12 protein-coding genes and 2 tRNA genes are annotated in these 15,633 nt (G+C 73.5%); 6 read left to right on the top strand and 8 right to left on the bottom strand.

What is annotated here, in order from left to right; genetic code table 11:
- Window positions 1–3 precede the first annotated feature (3 nt).
- Entirely contained in the window at window positions 4–912 is a 909-nt protein-coding gene (locus B9W62_RS19970; protein WP_087808467.1) for an amidohydrolase family protein, read from the bottom strand.
- A 91-nt stretch (window positions 913–1,003) separates the two neighbouring features.
- A complete protein-coding gene (locus B9W62_RS19965; protein WP_179235567.1) occupies window positions 1,004–1,885 on the bottom strand; it encodes a DUF2797 domain-containing protein in 882 nt (293 codons plus the stop codon).
- Between the two features lie 76 nt (window positions 1,886–1,961).
- Between B9W62_RS19965 and B9W62_RS19960 the strand changes: the two genes are divergently transcribed.
- Window positions 1,962–2,321: a winged helix-turn-helix transcriptional regulator gene (locus tag B9W62_RS19960; RefSeq protein ID WP_087808465.1), complete on the top strand. Its 360-nt coding sequence runs from the start codon at window positions 1,962–1,964 to the stop codon at window positions 2,319–2,321.
- Between the two features lie 22 nt (window positions 2,322–2,343).
- On the opposite strand, the gene B9W62_RS19955 is transcribed toward B9W62_RS19960, so the two are convergent.
- Entirely contained in the window at window positions 2,344–3,831 is a 1,488-nt protein-coding gene (locus tag B9W62_RS19955; protein ID WP_087808464.1) for a peptidoglycan D,D-transpeptidase FtsI family protein, read from the bottom strand.
- A gap of 242 nt (window positions 3,832–4,073) precedes the next feature.
- On the opposite strand from B9W62_RS19955, the gene B9W62_RS19950 reads away from it, so the two are divergent.
- The gene (locus tag B9W62_RS19950; protein WP_087808463.1) at window positions 4,074–4,538 is read left to right on the top strand and encodes a DUF6010 family protein; all 465 of its coding nucleotides are present in this window, start codon (window positions 4,074–4,076) and stop codon (window positions 4,536–4,538) included.
- Between the two features lie 76 nt (window positions 4,539–4,614).
- On the top strand, window positions 4,615–5,046 hold the full coding sequence (locus B9W62_RS19945) for a DUF7144 family membrane protein (RefSeq protein ID WP_256976516.1): 432 nt from the start codon (window positions 4,615–4,617) through the stop codon (window positions 5,044–5,046).
- A gap of 117 nt (window positions 5,047–5,163) precedes the next feature.
- On the opposite strand, the gene B9W62_RS19940 is transcribed toward B9W62_RS19945, so the two are convergent.
- Both B9W62_RS19940 and B9W62_RS19935 read right to left on the bottom strand, forming a co-directional pair.
- Window positions 5,164–5,236, bottom strand: a tRNA-Arg gene (locus tag B9W62_RS19940).
- A gap of 195 nt (window positions 5,237–5,431) precedes the next feature.
- Window positions 5,432–5,522: transfer RNA gene (locus tag B9W62_RS19935), tRNA-Ser, on the bottom strand.
- A gap of 180 nt (window positions 5,523–5,702) precedes the next feature.
- Here B9W62_RS19935 and B9W62_RS19930 point away from each other — a divergent pair.
- Window positions 5,703–6,164: an SSI family serine proteinase inhibitor gene (locus tag B9W62_RS19930; protein ID WP_087808462.1), complete on the top strand. Its 462-nt coding sequence runs from the start codon at window positions 5,703–5,705 to the stop codon at window positions 6,162–6,164.
- Window positions 6,165–6,360: 196 nt separating this feature from the next.
- Window positions 6,361–10,857 (top strand): PAS domain-containing protein, encoded by a 4,497-nt coding sequence (locus tag B9W62_RS19925; RefSeq protein ID WP_087808461.1) that lies wholly within the window; start codon window positions 6,361–6,363, stop codon window positions 10,855–10,857.
- A gap of 43 nt (window positions 10,858–10,900) precedes the next feature.
- Here the strand turns inward: B9W62_RS19925 and B9W62_RS19920 are convergent, their stop codons facing one another.
- The gene (locus tag B9W62_RS19920) at window positions 10,901–11,479 is read right to left on the bottom strand and encodes a TetR/AcrR family transcriptional regulator (RefSeq protein WP_087808460.1); all 579 of its coding nucleotides are present in this window, start codon (window positions 11,477–11,479) and stop codon (window positions 10,901–10,903) included.
- A gap of 137 nt (window positions 11,480–11,616) precedes the next feature.
- On the opposite strand from B9W62_RS19920, the gene B9W62_RS19915 reads away from it, so the two are divergent.
- A complete protein-coding gene (locus B9W62_RS19915; protein WP_087808459.1) occupies window positions 11,617–12,873 on the top strand; it encodes an MFS transporter in 1,257 nt (418 codons plus the stop codon).
- Window positions 12,874–13,140: 267 nt separating this feature from the next.
- On the opposite strand, the gene B9W62_RS19910 is transcribed toward B9W62_RS19915, so the two are convergent.
- Window positions 13,141–14,817, bottom strand: coding sequence for a long-chain fatty acid--CoA ligase (locus B9W62_RS19910; protein WP_087808458.1), 1,677 nt, complete (start codon window positions 14,815–14,817; stop codon window positions 13,141–13,143).
- A gap of 128 nt (window positions 14,818–14,945) precedes the next feature.
- Window positions 14,946–15,551, bottom strand: a complete 606-nt coding sequence (locus B9W62_RS19905) for a SigE family RNA polymerase sigma factor (protein WP_179235566.1) — start codon at window positions 15,549–15,551, stop codon at window positions 14,946–14,948.
- Window positions 15,552–15,633: the final 82 nt, after the last annotated feature.

Here is a 15,633-nt window from a genome sequence, read left to right as displayed (position 1 = left end):
GCGTCAGCTGCCCTGGTCCTCCCGGATGCCCGGCAGCCCGAACAGCCGGGCCGCGTTGTCGTGGCACACCCCGCGCAGCCACGCGTCCCCCAACTCCAGCCGCTCCAGGGCGTGCAGCTGGTGCAGGTAGGGATAGGGGATGTTGGGGAAGTCGGTGCCGAGCAGCACCCGGTCGCCCAGGTCGGCAAGCCGGGGCAGCGCCCGGCGCGGGAAGGGCGCGAGGCGCTCGCTGAAGTCGGTGAACGCCATGGTCGTGTCCAGCCGCACCTCCCCGTACCGCTCGGCGAGGTCCAGGAAGTCCTCGTACTCGGGCATCCCGAGGTGCGCGACGACCAGCCGCAGCCGCGGGTGGCGTGCCAGGACCCGGGCGATCGGCTCGGGCCCGGTGTGCTTGCCGGGCGCCGGGCCCGAACCGCAGTGGACGACGACCGGGACCCCCGCCTCGGCGAGCACGCCCCACGCCGGGTCGAGCAGCTCGTCGGCCGGGTCGTACGCCCCCACCTGCACATGCGCCTTGAAGACCCGCGCCCCGGCCTCGACGGCCCGGCGGACATACGTCTCGACGCCCGGCTCGGGGAAGAGGGTGGAGGTGTGCAGGCAGTCGGGGGTGCGGCGGGCGAAGTCCACCGCCCAGTCGTTCAGCCACTGGGCCATGCCCGCCTTGTGCGGGTAGAGCATGGCGGTGAAGGCCCGCACCCCGAACGCGCGCAGCAGCTCCGCGCGTTCGTCCTCCTCCTGCCGGTAGGTGATCGGCCACTCGACCCCGCCGGTCAGCGGTCCGAGGGCGTCGAAGTAGGCCCAGACCTTGCGCAGCACCCGCTCGGGCATGAAGTGCGTGTGCACGTCGACCAGCCCGGGCAGCCCGAGCCCCTCCCAGAACCGGCGGACCTGCCCGGCTTCGTGATCACTCATACGCCCACGATGGCGCTCCGCACTCCCCCCGAACAAGAGGACGACGGGGCCGGGCCCTCCGCGAGGCGCGGCACCGCGAGGCGAGGCGAGGTCAGAACAGGCCCTCCTGCACCCCGGCCGCTCGTCTCAACTCACGCACGGGCACCGCGCAGGGCTCGCCCTCCGCCGCCAGCAGCTCCCACCCCGTCATCAGCCGGGTGTCGAGCACGACGACCCCGCGCTCCGTCGCCAGATGCAGATCCGGCCCGGCGGCGGCCACCAGCTCGCCCCCGATCGCCCCGCCCGCCACCAGCTCGGCCACCTCCGCCACGGCGGCAGACCCGCGCTCCGCCCCATCGATCCCGAACACGGCCGCGTGGTCGACGCCATGGAACGGCTCCGGCGTCAGCGCCTCGGGCCAGCCGCCGAGCGCCACCGCCCGCGCGTGCAGCCCGGCGATCTCGGCCGCCCGCTCCGCCGCGGACTCGGGCAGGGCCGCCCGGACGGCGCGCTTGTGGGCGTACGGGATGCGGTCGGGCACGCCCAGCGCGGCCCGCAGCAGCTCCTCGGTCCGGCGCGCGGCCATCAGCGGACCGCACCCCAGCCAGCTGAAGCACACGGCCCCCTGCTCGAGCAGCCGGGCGGACCCCCGTTCGTATGCGGTGATCCCCACCTTGACGAGGCCGGGACCGAACCACGCCAGATAGACCCGGTACGGCCGCGGATCGTCGGCCATGGTGTCGGCGGCCACGGAGTGGGCCCGGTCCAGGCGCGCGCACTCCTCGCACCGCGCCCCCGTGCTCCGCCCCGGCACACCGGCCCGCACCGGACACGCGTTCCCCCGTGCTCCCACACACGTCCGCACACCCCCCTCGGCGACCCCGAAGGCCACCCGCTTCCCCCGCGCCAGCACACTGCGCCGGCCCCCGACCCACGTCAGCACGGGACCGTCCGCCGACCACCGCAGCCCCGCGCACTTCCATGCCTGTGCCATCCCCACCGACAGTAGAGGGCACCACTGACAACGGGCGGGCACTCACTCATGGTGAGCGCCCGCCCGGACGTACCGTATGACCATGGCAGAAAGTGAACCGATGTGCCCCGAGCGCCTGCTCATGGAGCACGTCACCAGCCGCTGGGGCACCCTCGCCCTGATCGCCCTGCTCGACCGCCCCTACCGCTTCGGCGAACTGCGCCGGGAGATCGGCTCGGTCAGCGAGAAGATGCTGACCCAGACCCTGCGGACCCTGGAGCGCGACGGCCTGGTGTACCGGGACGCCAGGCCCGTGATCCCGCCCCGCGTGGACTACTCCCTCACCGAACTCGGCCGCGAGGCCGCCGAACAGGTCCGGGACCTCGCGCGCTGGACGGAGCGCCGGATGACGGCCGTCGAGCGGGCCCGGGGGGCGTACGACACGGCCAAGGCGTGACGCGCCGCCGCCCCCGACGGCGTCACGACTTCAGGACCGCCTTCATGACGCTCTTGGCGATGGGCGCGCCGAGCCCGCCACCGGAGATGTCCTCGCGGGAGATGTCCATGTCGGTCGGGTCGATGAACACGGCCACCGCGACGGAGGACCCGTCGTCCTTCTTGCCGTAGGACACGAACCAGCCGTACGGCACCTCGTCGTCGACGTTGACACCGCGCTGCGCGGTACCGGTCTTGCCGCCGACCGTGATGCCGTCGATCTGGGCGCGGCGGGCGCTGCCCTCCTTGGCGGTGAACTCCATCATCTCCTGGACCTTCTGCGCGGTCTCGGCGGAGACCGCCTCGCTCATCACCGCCGGCTCGGTCTTCTCCAGGGTGTCGAGGTCGGGGCCCTTGACCTCGTCGACGACGTAGGGCTGCATCACCTTTCCGTCGTTGGCGATCCCGGCGGTGACCAGGGCCATCTGCATCGGCGTACTGGTGAGGCTGCCCTGTCCCATGCCGGTGAGCGCGGTGCCGGGCTTGTCGAGGTCCTCGGGGTAGAGGCTCTTGGTGGCGAGCAGGTCGCCGAAGTCGTCGGAGTAGACGTCCTCGTTGAAGCCGAACTTCTCGGCCGTCTCGCGCATCTTGTCCTGCCCCAGCTTGGAGGCGGCGTCGAGGAAGACGTTGTTGCAGGAGTACTGCATCGCGGTCTTCATCGAGGCCTTGTTGCAGACCGCGTCACCGGCCTCGCTGCCGATCTTGTTGCTGGACTGCGGCAGCGGGTACGGGGAGACGGCGTCCGTGCGGGCGTCGACGTCGGTGACGACGTTGTGCTCCAGCGCGGCGGCCGCGGTGAGGATCTTGAACGTGGAGCCCGGCGGGTAGGTCTCCCGCAGCGCGCGGTTGGCCAGCGGCTTGTTCTTCTTCTTGTCCAGCGCGACGAAGCGGTCGGACTCCTTGAAGGTGCTGCCCGCGAACGTGGACGGGTCGTAGGAGGGCGCCGAGACCATCGCCAGCACCTTGCCGGTCTGCGGGTCGAGCGCGACCACGGCCCCCCGGGCGCCCTTAAGGTCGGTCAGCCCGTCCCAGGCGGCCTTCTGCGCCTTCGGGTCGATGGTGGTGACCACCGAGCCGGGCCGCCGCCCCTCACCGCTGACGACGTCGGCGAACCGCTGGAAGGCCAGCCGGTCGTCCTTGCCGGTCAGAATGGAGTCGTAGGTCTTCTCCAGCAGCGTCATGCCCTGCGCCTGCGACGCGTACCCGGTCACCGGCGCGTACATCGGACCGTCGGCGTAAGTGCGCTTGTACTTGAGGTCGGTGCTCTCGGTCTCCTTGGACCCGGTGACGGCCCGGCCGCCGACGACGATGTCACCGCGCGGGGTGGCGAACTGCTCGATCTGCACCCGCCGGTTCTTGGTGTCGGAGGCCAGCTCCGGAGCCCGGACGTACTGCAGCCAGTTCGCGCGGATCAGCAGACCGAGCACCAGCAGCCCGCAGAAGATCGCCACGGCCCTCAGCGGCTTGTTCACCGTGGGCCTCCGTCGAGGCTCGGCCGGTCGGATATCGTCCGGTCGGATATGAAGACTGGTCCTCTCAACATGGGCACACCCTAGACACAGTTGCGGGCCGTACTCACGTCCGGTCGGCCGCCGCCTCGGCCGTGTCGCCCGACTCCCGGGGCCCGTGGCCGTCGAGACCCCCGGCGACAATCCGTCGGAACCTGTCACTCACGCCCCTGGGACACCACCCGTGCCCTGCATAGCGTGCCCGCATGAACCCCGCCGGCCTCCTCCCGTACGTCATGCCGATCGGCATCGGCCTCCTCGTCGTCCTGCTGCTGTCCCTGGTCCCGGACCCGCACCGCCGGCCCCTGAACGCCCTCGGCATCGCCGGGGCCGGGGGCGTCTACTTCTCGGGCGGCGGCCTGGGCGCCTGGGAGCTCCCGTTCGGCGCGCTCATGCTGTACGTCGCCTACCGGGGCCTGACGTCCTGGACGTTCATCGGCATCGGCTGGCTGCTGCACACCGCGTGGGACGTCGTCCACCACCTGAAGGGCAACCCGATCCTGCCCTTCGCCCACGACTCGTCCCTGGGCTGCGCGATCTGCGACCCGGTCATCGCCCTGTGGTGCCTGCGCGGCGGCCCGCCCCTGCGCGAACTGCTCCCGGTCCGTCGTGCTGCCCACGAACGGGTCCTCACGACTGGTTGCAGTCGCGATACCGAAGGATCGCGGTGATCCTGGCAGTGGAGCGTCGCCGGCGCCGCAGCGTCGTGCGTCGGCGACCGTGCCGCAGTACAGGAAGGTGGCGACCATGGCAGCGATACCGAGCGAGACACGGCGAGGGCGTGGCGGGCCGGGCGACAGCGGAGGGCTCAGCGGCGCGTCCGTCTTCGCCGGCGCCGTGATGATGCTCAGCGGGCCGCTCAGCATTCTCATGGGGGCATCCGGCATCGCGAGAGACAACTTGTTCGCCGCCTCCCAGTACGCCTACCGGTTCGACCTGACCGCCTGGGGCTGGATCCACATCGTGGTCGGGCTGGCACTCGTCATCGCCGGCATGGGAGTCGTGACGAACAAGAGCTGGGGGCGCGGGGCCGGTGCGGCGGTGGCGGGCATCAGCCTGATCACCCAGTTCATGTTCGTCCCCTATTACCCACTGTGGGCCATCCCCGTGATGGCACTCGACCTCTTCATCATCTTTGCCCTCACCAGGTTCCAGGTCCGAACCGACGGCGGTGGCTGAAGGCGGATCGCGTCTGTGTGCCGTACTTCGCTGCTGTACGGCGATGAAACGACGGCCGTGAAACGACGGCCGTGAAACGCCAAAGGCCCCGGATTGCTCCGGGGCCTTCAACCTGTGTGCACTCGGCAGGATTCGAACCTGCAACCTTCTGATCCGTAGTCAGATGCTCTATCCGTTAAGCTACGAGTGCTTGTCTTGTTCAGTTTTACCGCCGCTCCCGTTCCTTCCGGCCCGTTCGCGGCGACAGGAAGAACATTACATGACTGCCGCCGTCATGTGAAATCCATTGGCCGCACCCCTTGTGACCTGGGCAAACACCTGTCTGGGCGGGCCGTCGGCAAACGCGGAAGCCCCGGCCGTGCGGGCCGGGGCTTCCGTGATCGTGCGGAGGCGGAGGGATTTGAACCCTCGATGGGGTGTAAGCCCCAAACCGCATTAGCAGTGCGGCGCCATAGACCGGACTAGGCGACGCCTCCAGACAACATCACCACCTCGCGTGCGAGCGCGAGTGGCGCGTGCCGATGATGACACAGTTGAGCGCGCTGTCACCAATCGGCCCCTACGGTACTAGGCGGGCGGGCCGCAGAGCAAAGCCCTTACGGCGTAGTCCGCGGCCCGTCGCGCAACGTCCGGGCGGCCCGCGCGTTGGTCAGGTCATGTTCCAGGTCACCCGCACCCCCGCCGCCCGCCTCCTCGGCGCCGCCGCCCTGTCGGCAGCCGCCCTCGCCTCCGTCTGCGCCGTGCCCTCGGCCGCGGCCGCCGGTCCCGGCGCTCCGGACGGCGACCACCTCACGGTCACCGTCCGCGACGCCGGCCCGGGCATGGACGGCACCTACGAGCTGTACTGCCACCCCGCCGCCGGCGACCATCCCGACGCGGCGGGCGCCTGCGCCGTCGTCGACGGCGACACCCGGTGGGGGCAGGAGGTCTTCGCGCCGGTGCCCGAGGGCAGCGCCTGCACCATGCAGTACGGCGGCCCCGCCACCGCGCACGTCACCGGCACCTGGGCCGGGCGCCCCGTCGACGCGACGTACGACCGCCGCGACGGCTGCGAGATCTCCCGCTGGGACCGCATGGTGCCGCTGCTGCCCGACCTCGGAAACCAGGCCCGGCCCTAGGGGACGGACGACGGCACGGGCTCGGCCCGACGGTCACCGGTCACACGTTCTACGTCACTTCCTCGTGCGACCTCCGTCCCATCCCACGCCGCCCGGCGGGCCCCAACCCTTAGACTCCCTCGCGTGACACGCTGCGGGCCGATTGGCAAGATGGCCCAGGCGGTCGGCAAGTGCGGTAACAGGAGGGAAGCGTCTCGTGAGCAGCAGGCCATCCCGAGGCGCTGCTCGCCTCGCAGCCATACTGGACGCGCTGCCGGACGCGTTGGTCCTGGTCAACGCCAACGGCACCGTGGTCAACGCGAACACCATCGCGCTGGAGGCGTTCGAGACGCCGGGCACCGCGCTGGTCGGGCGCGGGCTGCTCGACCTGCTGCCGCAGTTCGACTCGCGGCTCATCCCCGGCTCCATGCGGCGCCCCGACCACATCGATCCGCGGGCTCGCACCAAGCCGACGCGGATGGTCGCGCGGCGCACCGACGGCTCCGAGTTCCCCGTCGAGGTCACCAGCGCCAACCTGGAGACCGGCCAGCAGGCCTACGACACCTACGGCTACACCGGCGACGAGCTGCTGATGCTGGTCGTCCGCGACCTCTCCGGCACCGTCGACACCGAGGCCGAGCTGGCCCGTTCACAGCGGCAGACCGAGATGATCCTGCGGGCCGCCTCCGAGGGCGTCGTGGGCACCGACACCGACGGGCGGATCGTCCTCGTCAACCCGGCCGCCGCCCAGATCCTGGGCTACCGCGCCGGTGAACTGGGCGGCCGGGAGCTGCACACCCTCGTCCTGCACTCGCGCGCCGACGGCTCGCCCTTCCCGTACGACGAGTCCCCGCTCGCCGACACCCTGCGCTCCGGACGCAAGCACCGGGTGCGCGGGCAGGTGGTGTTCGCCAAGAGCGGGGACCAGCTGCCGGTCGACCTGACGACCGCGCCCGTGCGCGACGGCGACCAGCTCGTCGGCGCCGTGATGACCTTCACCGACCGGCGCCCCTACGACGCCCTCGTCAAGGAGCACGAGGAGGCGGAGCGGCGGCACGCCGAGGAACTGGAGCGGCTCGCCGAGGAGCACGCCGCCGAGCTGACCGCGCTGCGGCAGCGGCACGTCGCCGAGCTGGAGGAGCTCCAGGAGAAGCACGCGGAGGAGATCGCCGCGGACGCCGACCGCTACGCCGCCCTCGGTGAGCGGGAGAAGGACCGGTACGAGGCGATCGCCGGACGGCACGAGCAGCTGCTCACCCTCCTCGGCGACTCCCTGCGCGGCCCCCTGGACGAACTGCGCCGGGAGCTGGCCGCGCTGGCGTCGGACGACGCCGGCCAGTTGTGGCCCGAGGCCAACCAGGTGCTGCACCACCTGTCGGCCGGCTACTCGCGCATCACCACCCTCATCGACAACGTCCTCGGCTACCAGCGCCTCGACGTCGGCACCGAACAGGTCGCCCGTACGAAGGTGATGCTCGACGCCGTCGTCGCCGCGGGTGTCGACGGGGCCGTGGAGCTGATCGGGCCGGGGCGGGTCCAGTTCGCCGTGCACGCGCCGCCGATCGAGGCCGAGGTCGACGCCCGGCTGCTGGCCACCGCGCTCGCGCACCTCGTCGCGGACGTCGCGGGCGTCGACGCCACCGGCAACTCGCCCGTGTCGGCGACGGGCGGGTACCTGGACAACACCGTCGTGGTCGCGGCGGCGCAGCGCGGCGAGGTCGTGCGCATCGAGGTGCGCGGGCCGTACGCCGGGGGAGACCCGGTGCACGAGCCGATCGTCCGCGGGATCGTGCGGGCGCACGGCGGCGTACTTCAGACACACGAGGTGCCGGGCATGAGCGGCAGCGCGTACGTGCTCGAGGTGCCGATCGGGGGCGGGGCGGGTGCCGTCGCGGTCCCGGGCACCGAGCTCGCCCAGCTCGCGCCCGCCGCACCGGACGCCCAGGCCGGCGCGGCCGGTGTCGCGGGCGCGGAGACCGCGGTGGCCGTACGCGAGCCGGCTCCCGGGGGCGGGCGGCGGCGGGCGCGCCGTGCCTCCGTCGACGCGTTCCTGGAGAGCGGGGTCCCCGGGGCGCCGGGCGAGGGCGGTACCGGGCCCGAGGCGGAGAACGCCGCACCGACCGGGCGGCGCAGGCGACGTGCGGCCCAGGCCGGGAGCGAGGCGGGCGCCGGGGCAGGGACTCCGCAGCCGGGGCAGGGCGATCCGTCGGCTCCGCTGCCCGTGCCGGCGCAGTCCGGCCCCGCGCAGGCAGGGCCCGGCGAAGGCGCCGGGGCCGGTGGTACCGGGCGCCGGCGCGGACGGCCCGCGGAGGGTGCGGGCGCCGAGGTCACCGGAGTGCCCCAGGGGGAGCCCGGCGGGGTGTCCGAGGGTGCCGTCGTCATGGCCGGCGAACACGGTGGCGGGGCCGCCGCGTCCAACACCGGTCTGGGCGGGACCGTACCGCCGCAGGGCGTGCCCGCGCCCAGCGGACGCCGGGGCGGGCAGGACGGCGGCGAGCAGCACGCGCTGCCCCCGGCGCTGCCCGTGCAGGCCGGCGAGTCGGACCCCGCGGACGCGGACCGGCCGACGGGGCGCCGACGCCGTGCCCTGGCCTCGGCCAACGAGCGCGCCGCGGCGCAGGAGGCGGCTCCGCGCCAGGTGTTCGCCCTGCCGCCCGCCGAGGTCGACCGTCCGTCCGACGAGGCGGCGGAGGCGACGGCACTCGGTCACGCGCAGGGACAGGTCCAGGCACCGGTACAGGCACCCGTCCTGGGACAGGGACAGGTCCAGGCGCAGGCGCAGGTCCAGGCGCAGGGGCAAGTCCAGGCGCAGGCACAGGTCCAGGCACAGGCACAGACGCACGGTCAGGCACAGGGGCAAGGAGAACCCGGTCGGGTCCAGCTGCCCGGTCCCACCGCTCCCGGTGACGCCCGGACCGACGAGGGCCGGCACGACGCCGTACCGCACGACCAGGCGGCGGACCACACGCCGCCGCAGCCCCACCCGGCCGAGGCGCCCACGGGACGCCGCCGCCGCGCCGGAGCCGCCCGCGCGGCCGACGAACCGGCGCCGGTTCCGACGCAGAGCGCGCCCGCGCAGAGCATCCCGGTGCAAGGTGCGCCGCCGGTGCACGGAGCGCCGCCGGTGCACGGTGCGCCGCCGGTGCACGGAGCCCCCGCGCCCGCCCCGGGCGCCGCCCGCGACGAGGCGCGGGCACCCCGGACCGCCGAGCCCGGCGCCGACGCCGCCCGCCCCGGCACCGCGGCCCCCGCGGCCGTCGGTCGACCCGCCCCCGCGGCGCAGCCGTGGCCGGCCGCCGGGGACACCCAGGGTGCGGGCACCCCCGTACCGCCGGGCACCCCCGCGCCTGCGGCCCCGGCGGCCCCTTCCGTCCCGGCCGCCCCGGCCGCCCCTGCCGCCCCGCAGGGCGTTCCCGCTTCCACGCCGAGCCGGGGTACGCCGCTGCCGCCCGAGAACGCGCCCGCTCCGCGCGCGGCGCAGCCGCTGCCCGCCGAGGCGTCGGCGCCCGTCGACCCCAACTCGACGCAGGGACGGGCGATCAGCGTGCGGACCCTGGGCCAGGGGCTGCCGTTCAACCGGCAGGCGGTCCAGGTGCAGCAGCCGTCGGCCACCCCCGCCCCGCACCAGCCGGGCGGCGGCGGCCGGCGCCGCAAGCTGGGCACGCCGCCCGACCCGGCCGTGCCCCGCGCGGAGCAGCCGGCCCGCCCGCACCCGCCCGCCGAGCAGCCGCCGAGCACGCCGCCCCGCACCGCGCAGCCGCCCACCGGGCAGCCGAAGCAGCAGGTTCCGCCGCAGTCCCAGGAGCAGCCGTCCCTGGCCGGCGGTCAAGGACGGCTCGCGCCCGTCACCGAGGGTGCCGGACGGTCGTACGCCATAGGGGCGCCGGACCGGAACGCCGCCGAGGGGCCGGAGCCGCTGGACGGGCCCGGCGGGGCCGTCGAGGTGGCCGACCCGCCGCGTCCGCAGCCGATGGACGACGAGCTGCCGCCGGAGCCGCTGGACAATCCGCGCCGGCTGCTCGTGTGGCCCGCGCCGGACGTCTCCACGCAGCAGGCGCTCAGCGACCGCGGCTACCGGCCGGTGATCGTGCACTCGCGCGAGGAGGTCGACGCGCAGATCGCGGCGTTCCCGGCCGCCCTGTTCGTGGACCCGCTGACCGGGCCGATCACCCGTACGGCGCTCCAGTCGCTGCGGCAGGCGGCGGTGGCGGCCGAGGTGCCGGTGCTGGTCACGGCCGGACTCGGACAGGCCTCGCGGGACGCCGCCTACGGTGCCGATCCGGCCGTCCTGCTGAAGGCGCTCGCGCCCCGCGACAGCGAGCAGCACCCGCCGCGCGTGCTGCTGATCGAGGAGCACGCGGAGATCGCGCTGGCGCTGACCTCGACGCTGGAGCGGCGCGGGATGCAGGTGGCACGGGCGGCGAGCGACGCCGACGCGGTGACGCTGGCCGGGCAGTTCCGGCCGAACCTGGTCGTGATGGACCTGATGCGGGTGCAGCGGGGTCAGCAGGGGTCCGCCGGGATCGTCGACTGGCTGCGTGCCAACGGGCAGCTCAACCGCACCCCGCTGGTCGTCTACACCGCCGCCGTCGACCAGGACGACCTGCCGCGGCTGGCCTCGGGCGAGACGGTGCTGTTCCTGGCGGAGCGTTCCACCAGCGGTGAGGTGCAGTCCCGGATCGTCGAGCTGCTCTCGCGGATCGGGACCAACTGACGTCCGGTGTCCGCGGCGGCACCGGCCGACGACGCCCTCCGGGTCAGCGGTCGACGATCCGCCGGGCCGCCTGCTTGATCGAGTCGCGCAACCGGTCGGCGTCGCCGTCCCCGCCGCCGACCAGGATGCGTTTCATCTGCGGCACGACGACCGCCCAGTTCGCCATGGCGACCAGCAGGAACAGAAGGTCCGGCGCCGGGATGGCGTCGGTGATCACGCCGCGCTCCTGGCCGTCCCGCACGGCGGCGACCTTGCGGGCGTAGTGCGCCTGGCGTTCCGCCTCGTGGGGCAGCTCGGCGGTGCCGTACTCCATGCCCTCCCAGAAGAGCAGGCGCAGCAGCTCGGGGTGGGCGGCGTGGTAGTCCAGCAGTCGGTCTATCCAGCCCTCGATGTCGTCCGGGTCGACGGGGACGGAGATCGCGAGGTCGAGCATCTTCTTCTCGAGGACGGACGCGAACAGCTCGCCCTTGTTGCCGTAGTAGGCGTAGATCAGCTGCTTGTTGGCCTTTGCCTCGGCCGCGATGCGGTCGATGCGCGCGCCGGCGATGCCGTGGCGGGCGAACTCCGCCACCGCCGCCTCGAAGATCCGGGCCTTGGTGGCCTCGGGGTCCCTTGCTGCCATGGGGCAAGGGTAGCGGGGCGGGGAGGTAACCAACTGTTTGGTTGACAGGCTTGGGGAATGGGGGCCAGACTCCCGGAGTTACTCCCAACCAACCAGTTAGTTACTTGTGTGCGTCGCTCGAAGGGGTCGCTCCGCTCATGCCGTCATCGCCGTCCGCTTCCGCAACCACCCCGCAGGCCGGGCTCGAACCCGGTCCCGTGCATCCGCCCGCGCGCACGGCGCCCGGGACCGGCCCGTCCGGGGCCGCCGCCCGCCTCTTCCTCCCCCTGATCGCGCTGTGCACCGCCGTGACGGCCGCCAACATCTACCTCGCGGCGCCGCTGCTCCCCCTCATCGCGCACGACATGGGCTCCACCCCGTCGGCGGTCGCCTGGCTCGCCTCGGTCGCGCAGCTGGGCTATGCGGCCGGCCTGCTCTTCTTCGCCCCGCTCGGGGACAGCGTGAACCGGCGCCGGCTGGTCGCCGGCCTCTCGCTGGTCGCCACGGCCGCCCTGCTCGCCGCCGCCGCGTCGGCCGGGACCGGCGCACTCGCGGGCGCCGTCCTGGTCGCCTCGGCCGCGACCGTCGTACCGCAGCTGCTCGTCCCGCTGGTCGCCGAGCGCGCCCCCGCCGACCGCCGGGCCCGGCACGTCGCCGCCGTCATCGCGGGCCTGTTCACCGGCGTCGTCGCGGCCCGGGTGCTCGGCGGTCTCGCCGGGCAGGCCTTCGGCTGGCGCGCGGTGTTCGTGGGCGCCGCCGTCCTGACCGCCGTACTGGGGCTGGCGACCGCGTACATCCTGCCCGTGGAGCGGCGGCAGCGGCGGGGCCCGCTGTTCGCGGGGCTCGTCGCGATACCCGGCCTGGTGCGCCGCTCGCCCGACCTGTGGCGGGCGTGCGTGCGACAGGCGGGGATGTACGGCGCCTGGAGCGCCCTGTGGACCTCGCTCGCGCTGCTGCTCACGGAGGACGAGGGGTACGGCATGACCACCGCCGCGGCCGGGCTGTTCGGCCTGTTCGGGCTGGCGGCGAGTGTCGTCGCGCCGCTCGCCGGCGGCCTGGTCGACCGGTTCGGCGCCGCGAAGGTCGTACGGTCCGCGTACGGGCTGGCCGCCCTTTCGGTACCGCTGTTCTGGCTGGGCGGCCAGGCGATGGCGGCCCTGTGCGCGGCGGCCGTCCTGGTGCACGCCGCCCTGGTCGCCTCCCACGTCGCCAACCAGACGCTGGCCCTGACCACCACCTCGGCACCGGCCACCGCCAACACGGCGTACGTCGTCGCCGGTTTCGCGGGCGGCGCGCTGGCCTCGGCCCTCGCGGGGCCCGCCTTCGGCCACTGGGGCTGGGGCGGCGTGTGCGCGGTGGCGGGGGCCTGGCTGGTGCTGGGGTGGACGGCCACGGCCGTACGCCGGGCGCGGTGAGACGCACCGCCACGGCTGTACGCCGGGTGCGGTGAGGCGCCCCGCGCCGGCCGTACGCCCGGTGCCGGGGGGGCGGCCACGGCCGTACGCCCCGGTGCGGGGCGGAGCTACGACCGCACGCCGGTGCGAGGCGGCAGCCACGGCCGTACGCCCGGTGCGGTGAGGCCTCAGGGGGCGCCGGGAGGGATGGAGGCCGTGACGCCCGCCGCCCGGCATCGTCGAGGGGCGGGCATCGTCGGGGGGCGGGCTTCGTCGGGTTCGCCCCGGTCAGAGCCGGGTGACGTCGAGACCGCCGTCGGCGTACTGCCGGCGCAGCACCTTCTTGTCGAACTTGCCGACACTCGTCTTCGGCACCGTCTCGATGACCGTCCAGCGCTCCGGGAGCTGCCACTTGGCGATCTTGCCGTCCTCGGCGAGGAAGGTGCGCAGGGCGGCGAAGTCGACGCCGGCCCCCTCCCTGAGGACGACGGTGGCCAGCGGACGCTCGCCCCACTTGTCGTCCGGAACGGCGACGACGGCGGCCTCGGCGACGTCCGGGTGGGACATGAGCGCGTTCTCCAGCTCCACGGAGGAGATCCACTCGCCGCCGGACTTGATGACGTCCTTGGCCCGGTCGGTGAGGGTGAGGAAGCCGTCGGGGGAGATCGTGCCGACGTCGCCCGTCTTCAGCCAGCCGTCCTCGCTGAACTTGTCCTCGGGACGCAGCGGCTCGACGCCGGGACCGTTGTAGTAGGCACCGGCGATCCAGTTGCCGCGCACCTCCAGCTCACCGGCGGACTCGCCGTCCCAGGGCAGGCGCTCGCCGCCGGGACCGGTGAGGCGGGCCTCGACGCCGGCCGGGAAACGGCCCTGGGTGAGGCGGTAGGCGAACTCGTCCGGCGTCCCGACGGCGTGGGCCGGCGGCCGGGCGACCGTGCCGAGCGGTGAGGTCTCCGTCATGCCCCAGGCGTGGCAGACCCGCATGCCGAGCGCGTCGAACGCCTCCATCAGCGAGGGGGGACAGGCCGAGCCGCCGATGGTGACCTGGGTGAGGGAGGAGACGTCGCGGGGCTTGGCGGTCAGCTCGGCGAGCAGGCCCTGCCAGATGGTGGGGACGGCGGCGGCGTGCGTCGGCCGCTCCCCCTCGATCATCGCGGCGAGGGGCGCGGGCTGAAGGAAGCGGTCCGGCATCAGCATGTTCACGCCGGTCATGAAGGTGGCGTGCGGCAGTCCCCAGGCGTTGACGTGGAACTGCGGGACCACGACCAGTGAGGTGTCCTGGTCGGTCAGGCCCATCGACTGGGTCATGTTGACCTGCATGGAGTGCAGGTAGACGGAGCGGTGGCTGTAGACCACGCCCTTGGGGTCGCCGGTGGTGCCGGAGGTGTAGCACATGGCGGCCGCGGCCCGCTCGTCCAGCTCGGGCCAGTCGTAGGACGTCGGCTTCCCGGCGATCAGGTCCTCGTACTCGTGCACCCGGACGGACGCCTCGGCCAGCAGGGAGCGGTCGCCCGGCCCGCTCACGACGACGTGCTCGACCGTCTTGAGGTGCGGCAGCAGCGGGGCGAGCAGCGGCAGCAGCGATCCGTTGGCGATCACCACCCGGTCGGCGGCGTGGTTCACGATCCAGGCCAGCTGCTCGGGCGGGAGGCGGAGGTTGAGGGTGTGGAGGACCGCGCCCATGGAGGGGATCGCGAAGTAGGCCTCGACGTGCTCGGCGTTGTTCCACATCAGGGTCGCCACGCGTTCGTCGTCGCCGACGGCGAGGTCCTCGCGCAGTGCGTGCGCCAGCTGGGCGGCGCGGGCGCCGATCTCGGCGAAGGAGCGGCGGTGCGGCTCGTCCTCACCGGTCCAGGTGGTCACCTGCGAGCTGCCGTGGATGGTCGACCCGTGGGTCAGGATCCTCGATATCAGCAGCGGTACGTCCTGCATCGTGCTCAGCACGGTGTCCTCCCGGGGCGACATTGCCTACGCGGCGGTAAGGGTTGCGCTGATTCTGCGCACATACCGCGCGGTATGTCACTACTCCCGGGTGATCGATCAGTGGGCGGGTCCGCCCGCGCGACCCGACCGGGGGTTCACGTACCGGCTCATTACCGGACGAACCCCAGCTCAGGATCCTCGCGGAGCTTGCCGAGGGCCCGGGAGACCGCCGACTTCACGGTGCCCACGGAAACTCCGAGCACTTCGGCCGTCTGGGCCTCGCTGAGGTCCTCGTAGTACCTGAGGACGACCATCGCGCGCTGCCGCGCGGGCAGCTTCATGATCGCCCGCCACATCGCGTCGTGCAGGGCCTGCCGCTCGGCCGGGTCGTCACCGCCGGGCACCGGCTCGGGTTCGGGCAGCTCGTCGCAGGCGAACTCGTCGACCTTGCGCTTGCGCCACTGCGAAGTCCGGGTGTTCAGCAGCGCCCGGCGCACATAGCCGTCCAGGGCGCGGTGGTCCTCGATGCGCTCCCAGGCCACGTACGTCTTGGTGAGCGCGGTCTGGAGCAGGTCCTCCGCGTCACTCGGGTTCGCGGTGAGCGACCGGGCGGTACGCAGCAACACCGGCTGGCGGGCCTTCACGTAGGACGAGAACGACGGGTACGGAAAGGTCTGCGTCCGTGCGGTGGCCGTGGCCGGCGCGGCGGCCCTCGCCGTGGCCGGCGCCATGGCTGTGGCGGCGTTCGAAGCGCTGGTGCAGACGGGTGTGGTCATGTCTCAACGCTATGAGCGAGGGGGTGCCCGGCGGATCGGCCGCAGGTCCCGAAGCAGAGTCCGCCTCAGGTTGTAGGGGTGG

The organism is Streptomyces sp. CS113 (assembly GCF_002188365.1).
Classification (GTDB): domain Bacteria; phylum Actinomycetota; class Actinomycetes; order Streptomycetales; family Streptomycetaceae; genus Streptomyces; species Streptomyces tendae.
The sequence above is the reverse complement of the archived record's forward strand: the minus strand, read 5'-3'. Positions and strand labels throughout refer to the sequence as shown.